The following is a 17,749-nucleotide window of genomic DNA, read 5'->3' as shown; positions in this document are numbered from 1 at the left end:
TAAGCTAATGCGCCTGTAAAAAAGCCTGCCGACAATAATATCGGCAGGCTTTTTGTTTTATACGTTATTGCGGTAATTCTGCTCCGCAAGCGTGGCAGAAACGGGCATTTTTATCATGCTCGGCGTTATTGCAGTTTGGGCAAACGCGGCGAGCGCGTCGGTTTTGCAACGCCGTAGTCATATGTGTCGTTATCAGCCCGGTTGGGATGGCGATGATAGAATAACCGATGAGAATAAGTACAGAGGCGAGTATCCGCCCTAATGGAGTATGTGGCGTAATGTCGCCGTATCCCACGGTAGTAATGGTGACGATTGCCCAATAGACCGAAGCATTTAAGGTGGTAAACCCGTATTGCGGCCCTTCAATTAAATACATCAGCGAGCCGAAAATCACCATCACAATAGCAATAAACGAGTAAAACAGAATGAGCTGATGACGGGCGCTGACGATAGCCCGCCAAAAAATATTCAGCGACGGCATAAAGCGCAGCAGTTTAAGAATACGCAGCGCGCGGATAACCCGCATGGCCCGCCAGGCAAAGACATACTCGAGGCTCATTTCCGGCCATAACCACATCACATACAGCGGTAAAACGGTCGCCAGATCGATAAATCCCCAGAAGCTGAAGATATAGCGTAGCGGATTCGGCCAGCTTAGAACGCGTAGAATATATTCTGCGGTGAAGACCGCGGTAACCCCCAACTCCAGCCAAACAAAAACATGCCACTCATCAAGCGACAGGTGATATTGCGAGCCGAGTCCGGACTCAACAAAAATAATGACCACGCTTAACAGGGCGAATAAACCGCAAAGCCCTTCAAAACGACGGCCAGAGCGACGAGTTTGATCGAAGAGTAGATGGTATAGCCGCAAACGGGCGGCGGAGAGCGAAACTGCCACGTTAACCTCACAATAAAAAAGGGCTGACATCAGTCAGCCCGAGTGATTATAACGGGTCTACCTTCAGGCAGGAAACCGCATGGCGGAAACTGCCCTCCAGCACCGGCCGCGTTTTGGCGCATTCGGGCCCGGCCAATGGACATCGGGTGCGAAATACGCAACCCGAAGGCGGATTAATCGGTGAAGGTAATTCCCCTTCCAATAGTTGGATGGTTTTATTCTTCTCCAGATCCGGATCCGGCACCGGTACGGCCGACATCAGCGCTTTGGTATAAGGATGCAGCGGATTATGATACACCTCATCATAGGTGCCCAACTCCACCGCATGGCCTAAATACATGACCAACACGCGGTCGGAAATGTGTTTCACTACCGCCAGGTCGTGGGCGATAAAAATCAACGATAGCCCCATCTCCCTCTGCAGCTGCTGTAGTAAGTTCACCACCTGCGCCTGAATGGAAACGTCCAGCGCCGATACTGGCTCATCGCAAATAATCAATTTAGGCTCAAGGATCAGCGCGCGAGCGATACCAATGCGCTGACATTGGCCGCCGGAGAATTCATGCGGATAGCGGTTAATCAGGTTCGGCAACAGGCCGACCTTCATCATCATCGCCTTCACGCGATCGCGCACTTCCTGACGAGACATCTTAGGATGATAGGTCCGCAGCGGTTCAGCGATAATTTCCCCAATGGTCATACGCGGATTCAGTGAGGCCAGCGGATCCTGGAAGATCATCTGGATATCGCTGCGCACATCGCGCCACTCTTCCGGTTTCATGCCCAGCAGGTCTTTACCCAGCCAGGCGACTTTACCGTCAGTAGCTTTCACCAGACCGATAATGGCGCGGGCGAAGGTCGATTTACCGCAGCCGGATTCGCCGACCACGCCCAGCGTTTCGCCTTCATACAGGCGCAGAGTAACGCCATCCACCGCTTTGAGCGTTTTTGACGGTTGCCAGAACCATTGCTTGCCATCTTTAATATCAAAATGCACTTTCAGATCGGCAATTTCGAGCAGCACTTTTCTTTGTTCGATCACGGCGTTCATAGCAGATCCCCTACCGGTTTAAAGCAAGCGCGCAGGCGGCCTGGCGCAAACGACTCCAGAGGCGGAGCGCTATTACAGATTTCCATGGCATGCGGGCAGCGCGGCTGGAACGGACAGCCTTTCGGCAGACGCAGCAGGTTCGGCGGGTTACCAGGAATTGTTAGCAAGGAATCGCCTTCGCCATCGAGACGCGGTACCGCATTGAGTAAACCAATCGAGTACGGGTGCGACGGTTGATAGAAGACGTCGCGCGCCTGACCGTATTCCATAGTACGCCCGGCATACATCACCAGAACCTTATCGCAGATCCCCGCTACCACGCCGAGGTCGTGGGTAATCATAATAATCGCGGTGTTAAACTCGCGCTTCAGCTCGTTAAGCAGGGTCATGATCTGCGCCTGCACGGTAACGTCCAACGCGGTGGTCGGTTCATCGGCAATCAGCAGTTTTGGCCGACATAACAGCGCCATGGCAATCATCACGCGCTGGCGCATCCCGCCGGAGAACTCGTGCGGGAACATCTTCATGCGCTTACGCGCTTCCGGCATCTTCACCGCATCGAGCATTCTTACCGACTCTTCAAAAGCCGCGGCTTTGCTCAGCCCTTTATGCAGCATCAGCACTTCCATCAGCTGCTCGCCAACCCGCATATAAGGGTTCAACGACGTCATCGGGTCCTGGAAAATCATCGAAATCTGTTCGGCACGCAGCTTATTCAGATCGCGCTCGGGCAAATTAAGGATTTCGCGACCGTTAAAAGTGGCGGAACCGCTAATATGACCATTCGCGGCCAAAAGCCCCATTAGCGCGAATGCCGTTTGCGATTTCCCGGAACCTGACTCACCGACGATTCCTAAGGTTTCGCCGGCCCGCAGGTTAAAATTCAGATCGTTAACCGCGGTGACATCGCCGTCCGGCGTTTTAAACGTCACCCGAAGATCCTTCACATCCAGCAGCAGACCGCTTTGCTGCGCGGCCTGCGGCGCTTTAGCCATTTCAATTGTGCTCATGACGGCGCTCCTTAGCGGTCTTTCGGGTCGAGGGCATCACGCAGGCCATCGCCGATAAAATTAAAACAAAACAGCGTTACCACCAGGAAACCGGCAGGGAACAACAACAGCCACGGCGAGACTTCCATTGAGTTGGCGCCATCACTGAGTAACGCGCCCCAACTGCTCAGCGGTTCCTGGGTGCCAAGGCCGAGGAAGCTCAGGAAGGATTCGAACAGAATCATGCTGGGTACCAGCAGTGAAGCGTAAACCACCACCACACCCAGGACGTTCGGCACAATATGACGAATAACGATATTCGCGGTGGAGACCCCGCCGACCTGCGCGGCTTCGATGAACTCTTTACGTTTCAGACTCAGGGTCTGACCGCGTACGATACGCGCCATATCCAGCCACGACACCATCCCGATAGCCACAAAGATCAGCAGGATGTTCTGACCAAAGAAGGTCACCAGCAGGATCACGAAGAACATGAACGGGAAGGAGTTGAGGATTTCCAGTAAACGCATCATCACCGAGTCCACTTTGCCGCCGAGATAACCGGAAAGCGAACCATAGAGGGTGCCGAGGATCACCGCCACCAGCGCCGCAGCCACGCCAACCATCAGCGATATGCGTCCGCCAATCGCCACGCGCACCAGCAGGTCGCGACCGGATGAATCGGTGCCAAAATAGTGACCAGACTCCATATCCGGAGCGTTAGACATCATTCCCCAGTCGGTATCGAAATAGGAAAACTGCGACAGCATTGGAGCGATAGTCACAAACAACGCAATAATCACCAGCACAATCAGGCTGGCCACCGCCGCGCGGTTATGCATAAAGCGGCGACGCGCGTCCTGCCACAGGCTACGGCCTTCAACTTCCAGTTTCTCACTGAAGTTCTCCAGCGCCTCGCTATTTTTCTTACTTAACATCATGGCGAACTCCGGCTTCAGTAGCGAATTTTCGGATCGATGACGGCGTACAGCACGTCGACGATCGCGTTAAACAGAATGGTCAGCGCGCCGACCAGAATCGTCAGGCTGAGCACCAGCGAGTAGTCGCGGTTAAGCGCGCCGTTGACGAATAACTGGCCAATACCCGGCAGGCCGTAAATTGTCTCGATAACCATTGAGCCAGTGATAATGCCAACGAACGCCGGGCCCATATAGGAAAGCACCGGCAACAACGCAGGCTTCAGCGCGTGGCGGAAGATAATTCTGCGCATCGGCAGGCCTTTCGCCCGCGCGGTGCGGATGAAGTTAGAGTGCAAAACTTCAATCATTGAACCGCGGGTGATACGGGCGATACTGGCAATATAGGCCAGCGATAACGCCACCATCGGCAGGATCATAAATTTCAGCGCCCCGCCGTTCCAGCCGCCGCCAGGCAGCCAGTGCAGCGTGATGGCGAAAATCATCACCAGCAGCGGCGCCACCACGAAACTCGGTATGACGACGCCGGTCATTGCCACCCCCATCACCGCGTAGTCCCATTTGGTATTCTGTTTTAAAGCGGCAATAACCCCGGCGCTAACGCCAAGAATCACGGCTAATAAGAAGGCTGCAAGGCCCAATTTGGCGGAAACCGGGAAGCTTGATGCAACCAGATCGTTCACCGAATAATCTTTATATTTGAAGGAAGGACCGAAATCACCGTGCGCCAGTTGCTTCAGATAATTGAAGTACTGGGTCATGATGGGGTCGTTTAAATGATATTTCGCTTCAATGTTCGCCATGACTTCCGGCGGCAGCGTGCGTTCACCGGTAAAAGGACTGCCCGGCGCGAGGCGCATCATGAAGAAAGAGATAGTAATAAGAATAAATAGCGTCGGAATCGCTTCCAGACAGCGACGTAATATGAATTTTAACATTGCCCGTACCTTCTGGCCTGTGCCTATCGAGTGCGATGAATTCAGACACGGTGGGGCAAGCTCAGCCTGCCCCACGTCTTGCCATTAATGTTTGATAATATAAAGGTTCTTCACGTAAATATTATCCAACGGGTCTTTACCGGTATAACCGCCAACCCACGGTTTAACCAGGCGTGCGTTCACATAGTAGTAAACAGGAACAATCGCGGAATCTTTATCCAGCTGTTGTTCGGACTGCGCGTACAGCTCGGCGCGTTTCGCTTCATCGGTGACCTGCAGAGTATCGCCGATGATCTTATCGAATGCCGGGCTCTTATAATGCGCCGTGTTGTTAGAGCTGTCGCTGAGCATGGTGTTCAGGAACGATGTCGGCTCATTGTAATCAGCGCACCAGCCGGCGCGCGCGACGTCAAAGGTGCCCTGATGACGGCTATCGAGGAAGGTTTTCCACTCCTGATTTTCCAGCTTAACGTTAGCGCCAAGGTTTTTCTTCCAGATGGACGCCACGGCGATAGCCAGTTTTTTATGTAAATCAGAGGTGTTATACAGCAGGTTAAAGGTCAGCGGCTTATCAGCGGTATAGCCGGCTTCCGCCAGCAATTTTTTCGCTTCTTCATTACGCTTGTCCTGAGACCATTTGAACCACTCCGGTTCAACAAGTTTCATGCCATCGGTGTATGGCGGGGTATAACTGTAAGCCGGCAGATCGCCCTGGTTTTTCACTTTATTAACGATAATATCGCGATCCAGCGCCAGCTTAAGCGCGGTACGGACGCGTACGTCGGTAAATGGCGCTTTCTGGTTATTGATTTCGTAATAATAAGTACACAGATAAGGATCGACGTGAACTTCTTTCGGGATCTCTTTTTTCAGCTTCTGGAACAGTTCAATCGGCATGTTGTTATAAGTCATGTCGATTTCGCCACTGCGGTAGCGGTTGACATCGGTAACTTCAGAAGAAATTGGCAGGTAAGTTACCTGGTTAATAACGGTTTTGGCGTTGTCCCAGTAATTCGTATTACGCTCGAGCACGATACGTTCGTTCACCACCCAGTCTTTTAATTTATAGGCGCCGTTGGTGACGATATTCGCAGGCTGCGTCCATTTCTCGCCATATTTTTCGATGGCGGCTTTTGGTACTGGAGAAACGGATGGATGGACGAGGAGTTTATAGAAATACGGGACCGGTTCGCTCAGCGTGACTTCAAACGTTTTGTCATCGATTGCTTTGACGCCGAGATCGGTTGCCGGTTTTTTGCCGGCAATAATCTCATCGACGTTAGCCACATGGCCGTACTGGAGATAGCTGGCGTAAGGTGATGCCGTTTTCGGGTCGGCCAGACGCTGCCAGCTATAAACGAAATCTTGCGCGGTAACCGGTGAACCGTCGGACCATTTGGCATCTTTGCGAATATGGAAAGTCCAGACTTTAAAATCCTTGTTATCCCACGATTCGGCAACGCCCGGAACTGGATGGCCGTTAAGATCGCCAATCACTAACCCTTCAAACAGATCGCGGTTAACGTTGGACTCCGGTACACCTTCAATTTTATGCGGATCCAGAGATTGCACCTCTGCCCCGTTATTACGTACCAGCGTTTGTTTATCCGCCAGTTGCACCCCGGCAGGGACATCAGCTGCCATAGCAACATTTGCGGTGATGAGCGCAGATAAAATTCCCGCCGCTACCAGACTTTTTTTAGTGATGATGGTCATGTGTTGTTACTCCACTCATTATAATTACTGGTTATTTAACCAGCCTGTTATTTTTCCCTTATAGGGATTCTGTACAGTGCAGGAGTCTTTGCCGCTGTCAGATTCTACTGCTTGCTATCACCGACTTATTTATTACGACCGCTCAAACGGCAGCCTTGACGTCGATTCTTTATCCCCTGTCCAGAGGGGGAATGCCGGCACAATGAGTTATGTAATAATAATTCTCATTTGTGCACATTATTTAGTTAGCGATCAGGCCGGAAAGTACCAAAACGGTTTCTTGTCCGCCAATGCAATTTGCAAATATGTTACCAGATTCTCTTTTATTGTTTTTTTTACCGTGCTTAACCTGAGACTTATGACGTTTAAAAAGCAAAAATATCGTTTAAAATCAAACTGATAGGAACGCCCTGTCGTTTTACGTTCCCGCTCTGTACGCAAAGTTGCTTTTTTGCACAAAAATTTAACAATTGTCTAATTTTTAGCACATTAATCTGCTGTCTCGAAGAAATTACTAATATCATTTCGATGATCTGACAGCAAGCGCCAGAGAATGATGTGACAAAAATAACAGTGATGAGGGGAGAAAAACAGTCTGACGAGATAGAATAAAAACAACTAACAATATGATAAATATAAAATAAAATCATTATCAGCAAAAGTTATCGCTTACCATTTATAGCAACGACAGGAATAAGTTTTGCTAATAATCTTTCAAACGCGAGGCTCAGCGCCCCGCGTCTGCTGCGTCAGTCACCCTGTTAATCCAGGAAACAGCGCTTTAATCCCGGTGACGATAAACTCGATCCCTAAAGCCATCAGCAACAGACCCATTATACGCGTAATGACGTTAATTCCGGTCTGCCCCAGCAATCTGACCAACCATGGGGCCATGCGAAAGATTCCCCAACAACAGGCGGCAAACAGCGCAATGGCGATTGAAAAACCGATCAGATGGGCAATTGAGTGATAACGCGTGCCCCACACGATCGTGGAACTTATCGCCCCCGGCCCCGCCATTAAAGGCAGCGCTAACGGTACGACACCGATGCTTTCACGAATGGCCGTCTCCGACTTTTCCTGTTTGTTTTGTTTATCCTCGCCGAGTTTCCCGCTGATCATCGACATGGCGATAGTCACCACCAGGATCCCCCCCGCGATACGGAAAGAATCAATTGAGATGCCGAAAATTTGCAAGATTCCATCACCGAGGAAAAGCGAGGTAAGGAGGATGATAGCCACCGACAGGTTAGCCGTCAGATTCGTCTTATTACGTACCAGCGCCGTCTGATAACTGGTCATACTAATGAAAACCGGAATGATGCCGACCGGATTGACCAGCGCGAACAGGCCGATAAAAAATTTAAAATAAACAGCGAAATCAAACAACGGTAGGGTCACAGTGAACTCCGCAGCACCATTAAAAAAGGCTGTTGACAGCGTCAGTACGAATTAATTTGGCAGAAGATACCCTTTTCATAGCCACAATTCATCTCAAATATGCAGCCGCGGCTGATTGATTTTATTTGTTATATATTTGTTTAATGTATGCGCTTTATTCATTAAATATGCATACCTTATCACTCCTCATGATTTAACTGGTCAATTATTGCCCTGCTGAAAGGTATCAGCATCGCCAAATATTGATCCAAATCACGTAATTCATACTCAGAAGTGAGTAATCTTGGCTACACCAACAGAGTGAAAGGCCGAAGTACCTGAGTGCGTAGTAAGACAAAGCTTTTTTAGTAAATCAGTATGTTCAAAGCGTTAGAAATCTTTACGTTAACATTTACATGCAAGCTGTTAACAGCCTGTCTATAATGTCGAATCGAGCTACTGTTTTACTAAAAAAGTTTAACATTATCAGGAGAGCATTATGGCTGTTACTAATGTCGCTGAACTTAACGCACTTGTAGAGCGCGTAAAAAAAGCCCAGCGTGAATATGCCAGTTTCACTCAAGAACAAGTTGATAAGATCTTCCGTGCCGCCGCTCTGGCCGCTGCAGATGCTCGAATCCCTCTCGCAAAAATGGCCGTTGCCGAATCCGGCATGGGTATTATTGAAGATAAAGTGATCAAAAACCACTTCGCCTCCGAATATATCTACAACGCCTATAAAGATGAAAAAACCTGTGGCGTCCTGTCTGAAGACGACACTTTCGGTACCATCACCATTGCTGAACCAATCGGTATTATTTGCGGTATCGTCCCGACTACCAACCCAACCTCAACGGCAATCTTCAAATCGCTGATCAGCCTGAAGACGCGTAACGCCATCATCTTCTCTCCGCACCCGCGTGCTAAAGACGCAACTAACAAGGCGGCGGATATTGTATTGCAGGCGGCGATTGCCGCAGGCGCGCCGAAAGATTTGATTGGTTGGATCGACCAACCTTCAGTAGAACTGTCTAATGCATTGATGCACCACCCTGACATCAACCTGATCCTCGCCACCGGTGGCCCAGGTATGGTTAAAGCCGCTTATAGTTCTGGTAAACCAGCTATCGGCGTTGGCGCAGGCAACACGCCGGTTGTTATCGATGAAACTGCCGATATTAAACGCGCAGTAGCGTCCGTACTGATGTCAAAAACCTTCGATAACGGCGTTATCTGTGCTTCTGAACAGTCTGTCGTCGTCGTTGACTCTGTATACGATGCCGTTCGCGAACGCTTTGCCAGCCACGGCGGCTACCTGCTGCAGGGCAAAGAACTGAAAGCCGTTCAGGACATTATCCTGAAAAATGGCGCGCTGAACGCGGCTATCGTTGGTCAGCCAGCGGCAAAAATCGCCGAACTGGCGGGCTTCACCGTGCCGGCCACCACTAAGATTCTGATCGGCGAAGTTACCGACGTTGACGAAAGCGAACCGTTCGCTCACGAAAAACTGTCCCCGACGCTGGCAATGTACCGTGCGAAAGATTTCGAAGACGCGGTCAATAAAGCAGAAAAACTGGTCGCCATGGGCGGTATCGGCCATACCTCCTGCCTGTACACCGACCAGGACAACCAGCCGACTCGCGTGGCCTACTTCGGCCAGATGATGAAAACCGCGCGTATCCTGATCAACACCCCGGCTTCTCAGGGTGGTATCGGCGACCTGTATAACTTCAAACTCGCACCTTCCCTGACTCTGGGTTGTGGTTCCTGGGGTGGTAACTCCATCTCTGAAAACGTTGGTCCGAAACACCTGATCAACAAGAAAACCGTTGCTAAGCGAGCTGAAAACATGTTGTGGCATAAACTTCCGAAATCTATCTACTTCCGTCGTGGCTCACTGCCAATCGCACTGGATGAAGTGATTACTGATGGTCACAAACGCGCGCTGATTGTGACTGACCGCTTCCTGTTCAACAACGGTTATGCAGACCAGATCACTTCCGTATTGAAAGCGGCTGGCGTAGAAACCGAAGTATTCTTTGAAGTTGAAGCTGACCCAACGCTGACCATCGTGCGTAAAGGCGCGGATCTGGCCAACTCCTTCAAACCAGACGTAATCATCGCGCTGGGCGGCGGTTCCCCGATGGATGCTGCCAAAATCATGTGGGTCATGTATGAGCACCCGGAAACCCACTTCGAAGAACTGGCGCTGCGCTTTATGGATATCCGTAAACGTATCTACAAGTTCCCGAAAATGGGCGTCAAAGCCAAGATGGTTGCCATTACCACCACTTCCGGTACCGGTTCTGAAGTTACCCCGTTCGCCGTGGTAACCGACGATGCAACTGGACAGAAATATCCGCTGGCCGACTACGCGCTGACTCCGGATATGGCGATTGTCGATGCCAACCTCGTCATGGATATGCCGAAGTCTCTCTGTGCCTTCGGTGGTCTGGATGCCGTGACTCACGCCCTGGAAGCTTACGTTTCCGTACTGGCCTCTGAATTCTCCGATGGTCAGGCTCTGCAGGCGCTGAAACTGCTGAAAGAGTATCTGCCGGCCTCTTACCATGAAGGTTCTAAAAACCCGGTAGCCCGCGAACGTGTGCACAGTGCCGCCACTATCGCTGGTATCGCGTTTGCTAACGCCTTCCTGGGCGTGTGCCACTCAATGGCTCACAAACTGGGCTCGCAGTTCCACATTCCGCACGGTCTGGCAAACGCCCTGCTGATCTGCAACGTTATCCGCTATAACGCGAATGACAACCCGACCAAGCAGACTGCATTCAGTCAGTATGACCGTCCGCAGGCGCGCCGTCGTTACGCCGAGATCGCAGACCACCTGGGTCTGAGCGCTCCGGGCGACCGCACTGCTGCGAAAATCGAGAAACTGCTGGCATGGCTGGAAAGCCTGAAAGCTGAACTGGGTATTCCGAAATCTATCCGCGAAGCCGGCGTTCAGGAAGCTGACTTCCTGGCTCACGTTGATAAGCTGTCTGAAGACGCCTTTGATGACCAGTGCACCGGCGCTAACCCGCGCTACCCTCTGATCGCCGAGCTGAAACAGATTCTGCTGGATACCTACTACGGTCGTGACTTTGTCGAAGGCGAAGCTGCGGCTGTGAAAAAAGAAGCCGCTCCAGTCAAAGCAGAGAAAAAAGCGAAAAAATCCGCTTAATTCACGGCATTGATATGAACGAAGCCCCATCTATTGATGGGGCTTTTTTTTATTTTCATACTTTATTAACGTTTGCCTACAGAACTACAAAAGACAATAAACCTGGTAATATCTGAATACAGGAACCGATTCCATAAAAGACAACAGGCGCCATATAGGCGCCTGAAGGTAATGAAATTAAAGAATTATTCGCAGTGACGCAGCTTACTTTGCACCTGGGTTAACGAACCGATATTCAGCGCCTCTTTATAATGCTTACGACAGACGGAAACGTAGCGCTCATTACCGCCAATAACTACCTGCTCCCCCTCATTGTACGGGCGCCCTTCCTGATCAAGACGTAAAACCATGCTTGCCTTTCGCCCACAGAAGCAAATCGTTTTTAATTCAACCAGCTTATCTGACCATGCTAACAAATACTGACTACCGCTAAATAACTCACCGCGAAAGTCCGTACGCAATCCGTAGCACAATACCGGGATATCGAGCTCATCCACCACTTCAGAGAGCTCGTGGACCTGTTCACGGGTCAGGAACTGGCTCTCGTCCACCAGCACGCAATGAATGGGCTGGCGGGCATGCTCCGACGCGATATCGGCATATAACGACGTCTGAGGATTATACAGCCGCGCCGGCGAAGAGAGCCCGATTCGCGAGCTCACTTTGCCAGAACCAAAACGGTCGTCAATTTCAGCGGTATAAACGACGGTACGCATCCCTCGTTCCTGGTAATTGTACGAAGACTGCAACAGCGCGGTAGACTTACCGGCATTCATTGCAGAATAGTAAAAATAAAGTTGTGCCATCGGCTGCGTAACCCCAATCAATGTGTTTTACCGCGCAATTGTATCATATATTACCGAGCCGACCGTGCTTTCACAGGGGGTATTGCTGGCAGGCTGATAATGCTTTACAAAAAATGAAACGGCCAGCGAATGAATAGCGTCAGGCACCACTGTCGCCGCGCCAGCGGATACAAATCATTGTCGTTTTGTGCTTAAACCGCCATTCTCCGGACAACTATAATGGGTTTTGGCCGCCAATTTATATTAAGCATCACCGTAACTAATGCGCTAAAACTGAAGAGCGATATTTATCCACGTGAAGTATAAATTTACTCTCGAAACGCGGGAAAATCATCCTGACTCATGGTTTTAGCGCCAGTGCGTATGCTTAAGCTATAAGCGAGAAGATGTGAGGTCGCGCGAAAATTTAACTTAAATTATTTAATCAACCAGACAAATAACAAGTAATTTTGAATTCCTTACATTCTCCCCTATTGCACATCTGATTTTATCGCTCTATTATTACTTCAACAAACCACCCCACAATATAAGTTTGAGATTACTACAATGAGCGAAGCACTTAAAATTTTGAACAACATCCGTACTCTTCGTGCGCAGGCAAGAGAATGCACCCTTGAAACGCTTGAAGAGATGCTGGAAAAATTAGAAGTTGTTGTTAACGAACGTCGCGAAGAAGAAAGCGCCGCTGCTGCAGAAATTGAAGAGCGTACTCGTAAACTGCAACAGTACCGCGAAATGCTGATCGCTGACGGTATTGATCCGAATGAACTGCTGAGCACCATGGCGGCAGTTAAAGCTGGCACCAAAACTAAACGTGCTGCACGTCCGGCTAAATACAGCTACGTTGATGAAAACGGCGAAACTAAAACCTGGACTGGCCAGGGTCGTACTCCGGCAGTCATCAAGAAAGCAATGGATGAGCAAGGTAAAACACTGGACGATTTCCTGCTCTAATTAGCTTTATGCTTGATATAAAAATCCCGCTTCGGCGGGATTTTTTTTATCGCTACGCGCTAAAGTATCAGGCATAAAAAAACCGGATCGCTATCAGGCGACCCGGTTGTTCTGGCGACGAATATTACTTCGCGACAGCTTGCTCAAGCCAGGCTTTAAAGTCTTCGCCCAAAGTCTTATGGCGAACGCCATATTCTACGAAGGCCTGCATATAACCGAGCTTATTACCGCAGTCATGGCTTTTGCCTTTCATGTGGTAGGCTTCCACGGTCTCTTTCTCGATCAGCATATCAATAGCATCAGTCAGCTGAATTTCATCGCCGGCTCCCGGAGGGGTTTTAGCCAGCAGCGGCCAAATATCGGCGCTCAGTACATAACGGCCGACAACCGCCAGATTAGATGGCGCGACGTCTGCCTTCGGCTTCTCAACAACGCCAACCATCGGCACACTTTCGCCAGGCTGCAGGCTTTCGCCTTTGCAATCAACAACACCATAAGCCGTAACGTCATCAACTGGCTCAACCATGATCTGGCTGGCGCCCGTTTCGTCAAAGCGAGCAATCATTTCCGCCAGGTTATCACGGGTCAGATCGGACTCATATTCGTCCAGAATAACGTCCGGCAGAATAACCGCAACCGGCTCGTCGCCGACAACGGGATGCGCGCACAGCACCGCATGACCCAGACCTTTAGCCAGCCCCTGACGTACCTGCATGATGGTAACGTGCGGCGGACAAATAGACTGAACTTCTTCCAGAAGCTGACGTTTTACACGTTTTTCCAGCATCGCTTCGAGTTCGAAGCTGGTATCGAAATGGTTTTCAATAGAGTTTTTCGAAGAGTGTGTCACCAGAACAATTTCAGTAATCCCAGCGGCGATACATTCGTTAACAACATATTGGATTAATGGTTTATCTACCAGTGGCAGCATTTCTTTCGGAATAGCCTTGGTGGCGGGTAGCATCCTGGTGCCTAATCCCGCTACCGGGATAACAGCTTTTCTTACTTTAGAATTAAGGGCAGCCATTGAAATCTCCTGGACTGTTCGTTTTTTGAACTTAATCGTCAATAAATAACGCATCGAGTATATCAGTCTGATCAGTTAAACCTGGTCTGAAAAGGTTTGGATACCCTCGAATTAGGACTTTTACGCATAAAACGCAGTGATAGTACCACCGGAAATGTAGGCCCGGTAATCCCACCTACTAAAAATAGATAGAATTGTTCATTCTGCAGACAACATCAGTCGTAAACGTCCCCCCGCGCCCCAAATTTGGCACTGCCATGAAGTACAGCGCTGGCTAATTTGGTTGAGGTATGCGTTGCCCAACGTTCCTAACGGAACGCCGTTACTAATTTGTATTTTATGCTCACCGGTATTCAACGTGCCGTTAAGACCTGCAGAAACCAGAATCAAATTTTTTAATCCGCTGTGATAATAACCAACCAACAATGGGAATTGACCTGGTAAATTGGCCTGACGGAGTAATTGGTTAACTTGTTTTAACAATGCGCCCATTTCCGGCAGGCGCTGCCCCTGATGAGCGAGCTGTTCTTGCAGCAAGCCATTAAACAAAGCGCGTAATAATAATGCAGCCAGAACGCCATTATCACCGGCACGGGTAACATCCAGGCAATAAAACGCCAGATCGTTTTCTGATAACGGCGCAATATCCAGCACCAGCCCCGGTTTATCTGCAGAGATAAGCTGGCGGTAATGAATGCGACAATGAGATATCTCCTGCTGTACCGGCGGCTGAAGCTCCTGCAATAACCTTGACGCCGCCAGGGGATCGCTAACTAACGCATCCCAGTCTTCAAATAATCGCTCTTCCTCTTCTACTCGAGAACTAAACATTGTCGGGTAGAGACATGCATACACCGTTTCACGCAGGCGATTAAAATCTTTTACCGGCTTCAGTAAGACGTCCTGCACGCCAAGACGCAGCGCTTTGGCAATGTCCGCCATGTTTTCGGTCGCGGAAATCATCAAAATAGGAAGTTGTTCACCCTGGTTGCGAACCTGTTCAACCAGCTCCAGGCCGTTCATTCTCGGCATCGAGATATCACAAATCATCAGATCCGGTTTCGAAATCGCGATTTGCTGCAGCGCCTCAATGCCGTCTTCCGCCTGGCGGATGGTCGCCCCCAGTGAAGTGAGCCAGCTATCCAGAAGAGAGCGGAAAACGGGTTCGTCTTCAACTATCAGAATCTGTTTTCCCGCCAATGGCTGCGTCATGTTCTCTCCCCTGGCTGACGATAATTAAATAGTGGCACGCTATTCACGCTATCGCCTGTCAGAATTTACTTAAGTGTTGGACAAGTGCGCTACGCGGAAGTGCGCACCAAGGGTAATAATTCATCCATTTTTTTCTCAACGGCCAGCTGTCCTGCGGCCATCGCTTCGCCAGCACGATGAAAATCAAGAGTGGAAATTTGCGGACAAAACGGCTGTAGCAGGATATCTGGCGGATCGCCTGCCATACGATTACGTTTCAGACGGTTTTCCAGCACCTGAATCGAGGTAGACATAATCTCCATCGCCGTGGGGGTTATTGTCGTACGGCGAGAGCTCATTCTCCCCAACCGGGATCGCAGGCGGGAATGCCAACTTAGCTCTTCTATCGGCTCCGGGCGCGGCGATTCGATTGATAACAGGTCCTGCTGCATAAGATGGGCGTCATGCTGGAGGTCAACGGCAATCACAATATCCGCCCCCAAGGCTCGCGTTAGCGAGACCGGAACCGGATTGACCACCGCGCCATCTACCAGCCAGTAGCCGTTATGCATCACCGGCGACATCAGGCCAGGCATACTACAAGAAGCGCGGACCGCCATGTGCAGGTCACCTTCCGTAAACCATAATTCTCGCCCGGTACTCAGGTTAGTCGCCACGGCGGCAAAACGACGTTCGCACTCTTCAATTTGCGCAACGGGCATAATTTGCCGGTATTGATTGAACACCCGCTCGCCGCGTAACAAACCGCCGCGCCGCCAGGAGAGATCCATCAATCGCAGCACATCCCAGTTGCTAAAGGAGCTAACCCACTTTTCCAACGCAGGGAGACGATTGCAGGCGTATGCCGCACCGACTAAGGCACCAATAGAACATCCCGCCACTACATCGACATCAATTCCTGCCCGATGCAGCGCTTTTATCACGCCGATATGCGACCAACCGCGCGCGGCGCCAGCCCCTAGCGCTAAACCAATCTTCAACTTTCTCATTAGTACAGATACATATCCTTCCACTCCGAGCATGACATTAGCGCCATCGCTCAGTTAACATAATGCACTTTGGCGCTCTGGCGCCGTTATTCTTTTCCATGGAGGCGATTTTGTCGCAATTATGCCCCTGTGGCAGCGCTCTCGAGTATAGCTCATGTTGCCAGCGATATCTGACTGGCGGTCAGCTTGCGCCGAGCCCGTCACAGCTGATGCGTTCCCGTTATAGCGCATTCGTGATGAAAGATGTCGATTATTTAATCAAAACCTGGCATCCAGGCTGTGAAGCACCACGTTTTCGCGCCGATATCGAAAAAGGCTTTGCTAACACGCAGTGGCTCGGTTTAACCGTTTTCGCTACCGATAACGGGCGTAGCCCCGATGAAGGCTTCGTCAGCTTTATCGCTCGCTTTACTGAAGATAACCGTCCCGGCGCGATTATTGAACGTTCCAGATTCTTAAAAGAAAACGGACAGTGGTACTATATTGACGGCACCCGACCATTAATTGGCCGTAATGACCCCTGCCCTTGCGGTTCAGGTAAAAAATTTAAAAAATGCTGCGGCCAATAAGGCCCGGCATCAGCAATTGCAAACACAACAGGATTTCCCCCGCGATGCATTCATTACAACGTAAAGTACTACGCACCATTTGCCCTGATCAGAAAGGCCTCATCGCGCGTATCACGAATATCTGCTACAAGCACGAGTTAAACATCGTGCAGAACAATGAGTTTGTCGACCACCGTACCGGTCGTTTCTTCATGCGTACCGAGCTCGAAGGTATCTTTAACGACGCCACTCTGCTGGCCGACCTCGATAGCGCGCTGCCGGAAGGTTCAATCCGTGAACTCAACCCGGCCGGCCGTCGCCGGGTGGTGATTCTGGTCACTAAAGAAGCGCACTGTCTCGGCGATCTGCTGATGAAAGCCAACTACGGCGGGCTGGATGTCGAGATCGCCGCGGTTATCGGCAACCATGAAACGCTGCGCACGCTGGTGGAACGTTTCGGTATTCCCTTTGAGCTGGTGAGCCATGAAGGATTGAGCCGCGAAGAGCACGACCAGCAGATGGGCGATGCGATAGCCGCCCACGATCCGGACTACGTGGTACTGGCAAAGTACATGCGCGTGCTTACTCCGGCGTTTGTCGCTCGTTTCCCGAACAAAATCATTAATATTCACCACTCGTTCCTGCCGGCGTTTATCGGCGCGCGTCCGTATCACCAGGCCTATGAGCGCGGCGTGAAGATCATTGGCGCCACCGCCCACTATGTGAATGATAATCTGGATGAAGGCCCAATCATCATGCAGGACGTGATTCACGTCGATCATACCTATACCGCCGAAGATATGATGCGCGCGGGCCGTGACGTTGAAAAAAACGTCTTAAGCCGTGCGCTATATCAGGTACTGGCGCAGCGCGTCTTTGTTTACGGCAACCGGACGATCATTCTTTAATCAACAGCGAAATGAATTGGTTAGCTTTACGGCGTTACGCGTAAAAATCAGGCAACCAGTTTAATTTTGTCAAAGGAATGCTTTACAGGGGCGCGTCATTTGGTATGATGCGCCCCGCTTCCCGAGAAGGGAGCAGGCCAGTAAAAAGCATTACCCCGTGGTGGGGTTCCCGAGCGGCCAAAGGGAGCAGACTGTAAATCTGCCGTCATCGACT

15 protein-coding genes are annotated in these 17,749 nt (G+C 50.5%); 4 read left to right on the top strand and 11 right to left on the bottom strand.

All coding sequences use genetic code 11. The features are described from left to right. Positions 1-64: 64 nt before the first annotated feature. The 7 genes from ABLV17_RS20620 to ABLV17_RS20590 form a co-directional block, all read right to left on the bottom strand. Positions 65-931: an ion transporter gene (locus ABLV17_RS20620; RefSeq protein ID WP_308958499.1), complete on the bottom strand. Its 867-nt coding sequence runs from the start codon at positions 929-931 to the stop codon at positions 65-67. A gap of 16 nt (positions 932-947) precedes the next feature. Continuing rightward, positions 948-1,952 (bottom strand): murein tripeptide/oligopeptide ABC transporter ATP-binding protein OppF, encoded by a 1,005-nt coding sequence (gene oppF / locus ABLV17_RS20615; protein WP_059304977.1) that lies wholly within the window; start codon positions 1,950-1,952, stop codon positions 948-950. Then, positions 1,949-2,962: an ABC transporter ATP-binding protein gene (locus tag ABLV17_RS20610; RefSeq protein ID WP_113374162.1), complete on the bottom strand. Its 1,014-nt coding sequence runs from the start codon at positions 2,960-2,962 to the stop codon at positions 1,949-1,951. The genes oppF and ABLV17_RS20610 overlap by 4 nt, the downstream gene beginning before the upstream one ends. Positions 2,963-2,973: 11 nt before the next feature. Then, the gene (oppC, locus tag ABLV17_RS20605) at positions 2,974-3,882 is read right to left on the bottom strand and encodes an oligopeptide ABC transporter permease OppC (RefSeq protein WP_087857941.1); all 909 of its coding nucleotides are present in this window, start codon (positions 3,880-3,882) and stop codon (positions 2,974-2,976) included. Between the two features lie 14 nt (positions 3,883-3,896). Continuing rightward, positions 3,897-4,817: an oligopeptide ABC transporter permease OppB gene (oppB, locus tag ABLV17_RS20600; RefSeq protein ID WP_015367069.1), complete on the bottom strand. Its 921-nt coding sequence runs from the start codon at positions 4,815-4,817 to the stop codon at positions 3,897-3,899. Between the two features lie 84 nt (positions 4,818-4,901). After that, entirely contained in the window at positions 4,902-6,533 is a 1,632-nt protein-coding gene (gene oppA, locus ABLV17_RS20595) for an oligopeptide ABC transporter substrate-binding protein OppA (protein WP_045397547.1), read from the bottom strand. 753 nt (positions 6,534-7,286) lie between these two features. Then, the gene (locus ABLV17_RS20590) at positions 7,287-7,934 is read right to left on the bottom strand and encodes a YchE family NAAT transporter (RefSeq protein WP_045397549.1); all 648 of its coding nucleotides are present in this window, start codon (positions 7,932-7,934) and stop codon (positions 7,287-7,289) included. Between the two features lie 478 nt (positions 7,935-8,412). Between ABLV17_RS20590 and adhE the strand changes: the two genes are divergently transcribed. Further along, positions 8,413-11,091, top strand: coding sequence for a bifunctional acetaldehyde-CoA/alcohol dehydrogenase (gene adhE / locus ABLV17_RS20585; protein ID WP_087857943.1), 2,679 nt, complete (start codon positions 8,413-8,415; stop codon positions 11,089-11,091). Between the two features lie 185 nt (positions 11,092-11,276). Here adhE and tdk read toward each other — a convergent pair whose 3' ends face one another. Continuing rightward, positions 11,277-11,897, bottom strand: a complete 621-nt coding sequence (tdk, locus tag ABLV17_RS20580; protein ID WP_045397553.1) for a thymidine kinase — start codon at positions 11,895-11,897, stop codon at positions 11,277-11,279. Positions 11,898-12,443: 546 nt separating this feature from the next. On the opposite strand from tdk, the gene hns reads away from it, so the two are divergent. Continuing rightward, on the top strand, positions 12,444-12,851 hold the full coding sequence (hns, locus tag ABLV17_RS20575) for a histone-like nucleoid-structuring protein H-NS (RefSeq protein WP_004103116.1): 408 nt from the start codon (positions 12,444-12,446) through the stop codon (positions 12,849-12,851). 124 nt (positions 12,852-12,975) lie between these two features. Here the strand turns inward: hns and galU are convergent, their stop codons facing one another. From galU to rssA, 3 genes are all read right to left on the bottom strand, one after another. Then, the gene (gene galU / locus ABLV17_RS20570; RefSeq protein WP_045397556.1) at positions 12,976-13,878 is read right to left on the bottom strand and encodes a UTP--glucose-1-phosphate uridylyltransferase GalU; all 903 of its coding nucleotides are present in this window, start codon (positions 13,876-13,878) and stop codon (positions 12,976-12,978) included. A 198-nt stretch (positions 13,879-14,076) separates the two neighbouring features. Further along, the gene (rssB, locus tag ABLV17_RS20565; protein ID WP_213316728.1) at positions 14,077-15,090 is read right to left on the bottom strand and encodes a two-component system response regulator RssB; all 1,014 of its coding nucleotides are present in this window, start codon (positions 15,088-15,090) and stop codon (positions 14,077-14,079) included. Positions 15,091-15,179: 89 nt separating this feature from the next. Next, complete coding sequence (gene rssA, locus ABLV17_RS20560) at positions 15,180-16,079, bottom strand: patatin-like phospholipase RssA (RefSeq protein ID WP_113374163.1); 900 nt, start codon at positions 16,077-16,079, stop codon at positions 15,180-15,182. Positions 16,080-16,189: 110 nt separating this feature from the next. Between rssA and ABLV17_RS20555 the strand changes: the two genes are divergently transcribed. After that, the gene (locus tag ABLV17_RS20555; protein ID WP_113374297.1) at positions 16,190-16,648 is read left to right on the top strand and encodes a YchJ family protein; all 459 of its coding nucleotides are present in this window, start codon (positions 16,190-16,192) and stop codon (positions 16,646-16,648) included. A gap of 44 nt (positions 16,649-16,692) precedes the next feature. Continuing rightward, the gene (gene purU / locus ABLV17_RS20550) at positions 16,693-17,535 is read left to right on the top strand and encodes a formyltetrahydrofolate deformylase (RefSeq protein ID WP_087857947.1); all 843 of its coding nucleotides are present in this window, start codon (positions 16,693-16,695) and stop codon (positions 17,533-17,535) included. Positions 17,536-17,749 lie beyond the last annotated feature (214 nt).

Origin of the sequence: Klebsiella sp. CN_Kp091, from assembly GCF_040065095.1 — a bacterium.
GTDB lineage: Bacteria > Pseudomonadota > Gammaproteobacteria > Enterobacterales > Enterobacteriaceae > Klebsiella > Klebsiella aerogenes.
The sequence above is the reverse complement of the archived record's forward strand: the minus strand, read 5'-3'. Positions and strand labels throughout refer to the sequence as shown.

Coding starts and splice junctions, on each gene's coding strand:
- oppC (WP_087857941.1), bottom strand. CDS start 3,882: ATGATGTTAAGTAAGAAAAATAGCGAGGCGCTGGAGAACTTCAGTGAG.
- ABLV17_RS20620 (WP_308958499.1), bottom strand. CDS start 931: ATGTCAGCCCTTTTTTATTGTGAGGTTAACGTGGCAGTTTCGCTCTCC.
- hns (WP_004103116.1), top strand. CDS start 12,444: ATGAGCGAAGCACTTAAAATTTTGAACAACATCCGTACTCTTCGTGCG.
- rssB (WP_213316728.1), bottom strand. CDS start 15,090: ATGACGCAGCCATTGGCGGGAAAACAGATTCTGATAGTTGAAGACGAA.
- oppF (WP_059304977.1), bottom strand. CDS start 1,952: ATGAACGCCGTGATCGAACAAAGAAAAGTGCTGCTCGAAATTGCCGAT.
- galU (WP_045397556.1), bottom strand. CDS start 13,878: ATGGCTGCCCTTAATTCTAAAGTAAGAAAAGCTGTTATCCCGGTAGCG.
- tdk (WP_045397553.1), bottom strand. CDS start 11,897: ATGGCACAACTTTATTTTTACTATTCTGCAATGAATGCCGGTAAGTCT.
- purU (WP_087857947.1), top strand. CDS start 16,693: ATGCATTCATTACAACGTAAAGTACTACGCACCATTTGCCCTGATCAG.
- oppA (WP_045397547.1), bottom strand. CDS start 6,533: ATGACCATCATCACTAAAAAAAGTCTGGTAGCGGCGGGAATTTTATCT.
- rssA (WP_113374163.1), bottom strand. CDS start 16,079: ATGAGAAAGTTGAAGATTGGTTTAGCGCTAGGGGCTGGCGCCGCGCGC.
- adhE (WP_087857943.1), top strand. CDS start 8,413: ATGGCTGTTACTAATGTCGCTGAACTTAACGCACTTGTAGAGCGCGTA.
- oppB (WP_015367069.1), bottom strand. CDS start 4,817: ATGTTAAAATTCATATTACGTCGCTGTCTGGAAGCGATTCCGACGCTA.
- ABLV17_RS20610 (WP_113374162.1), bottom strand. CDS start 2,962: ATGAGCACAATTGAAATGGCTAAAGCGCCGCAGGCCGCGCAGCAAAGC.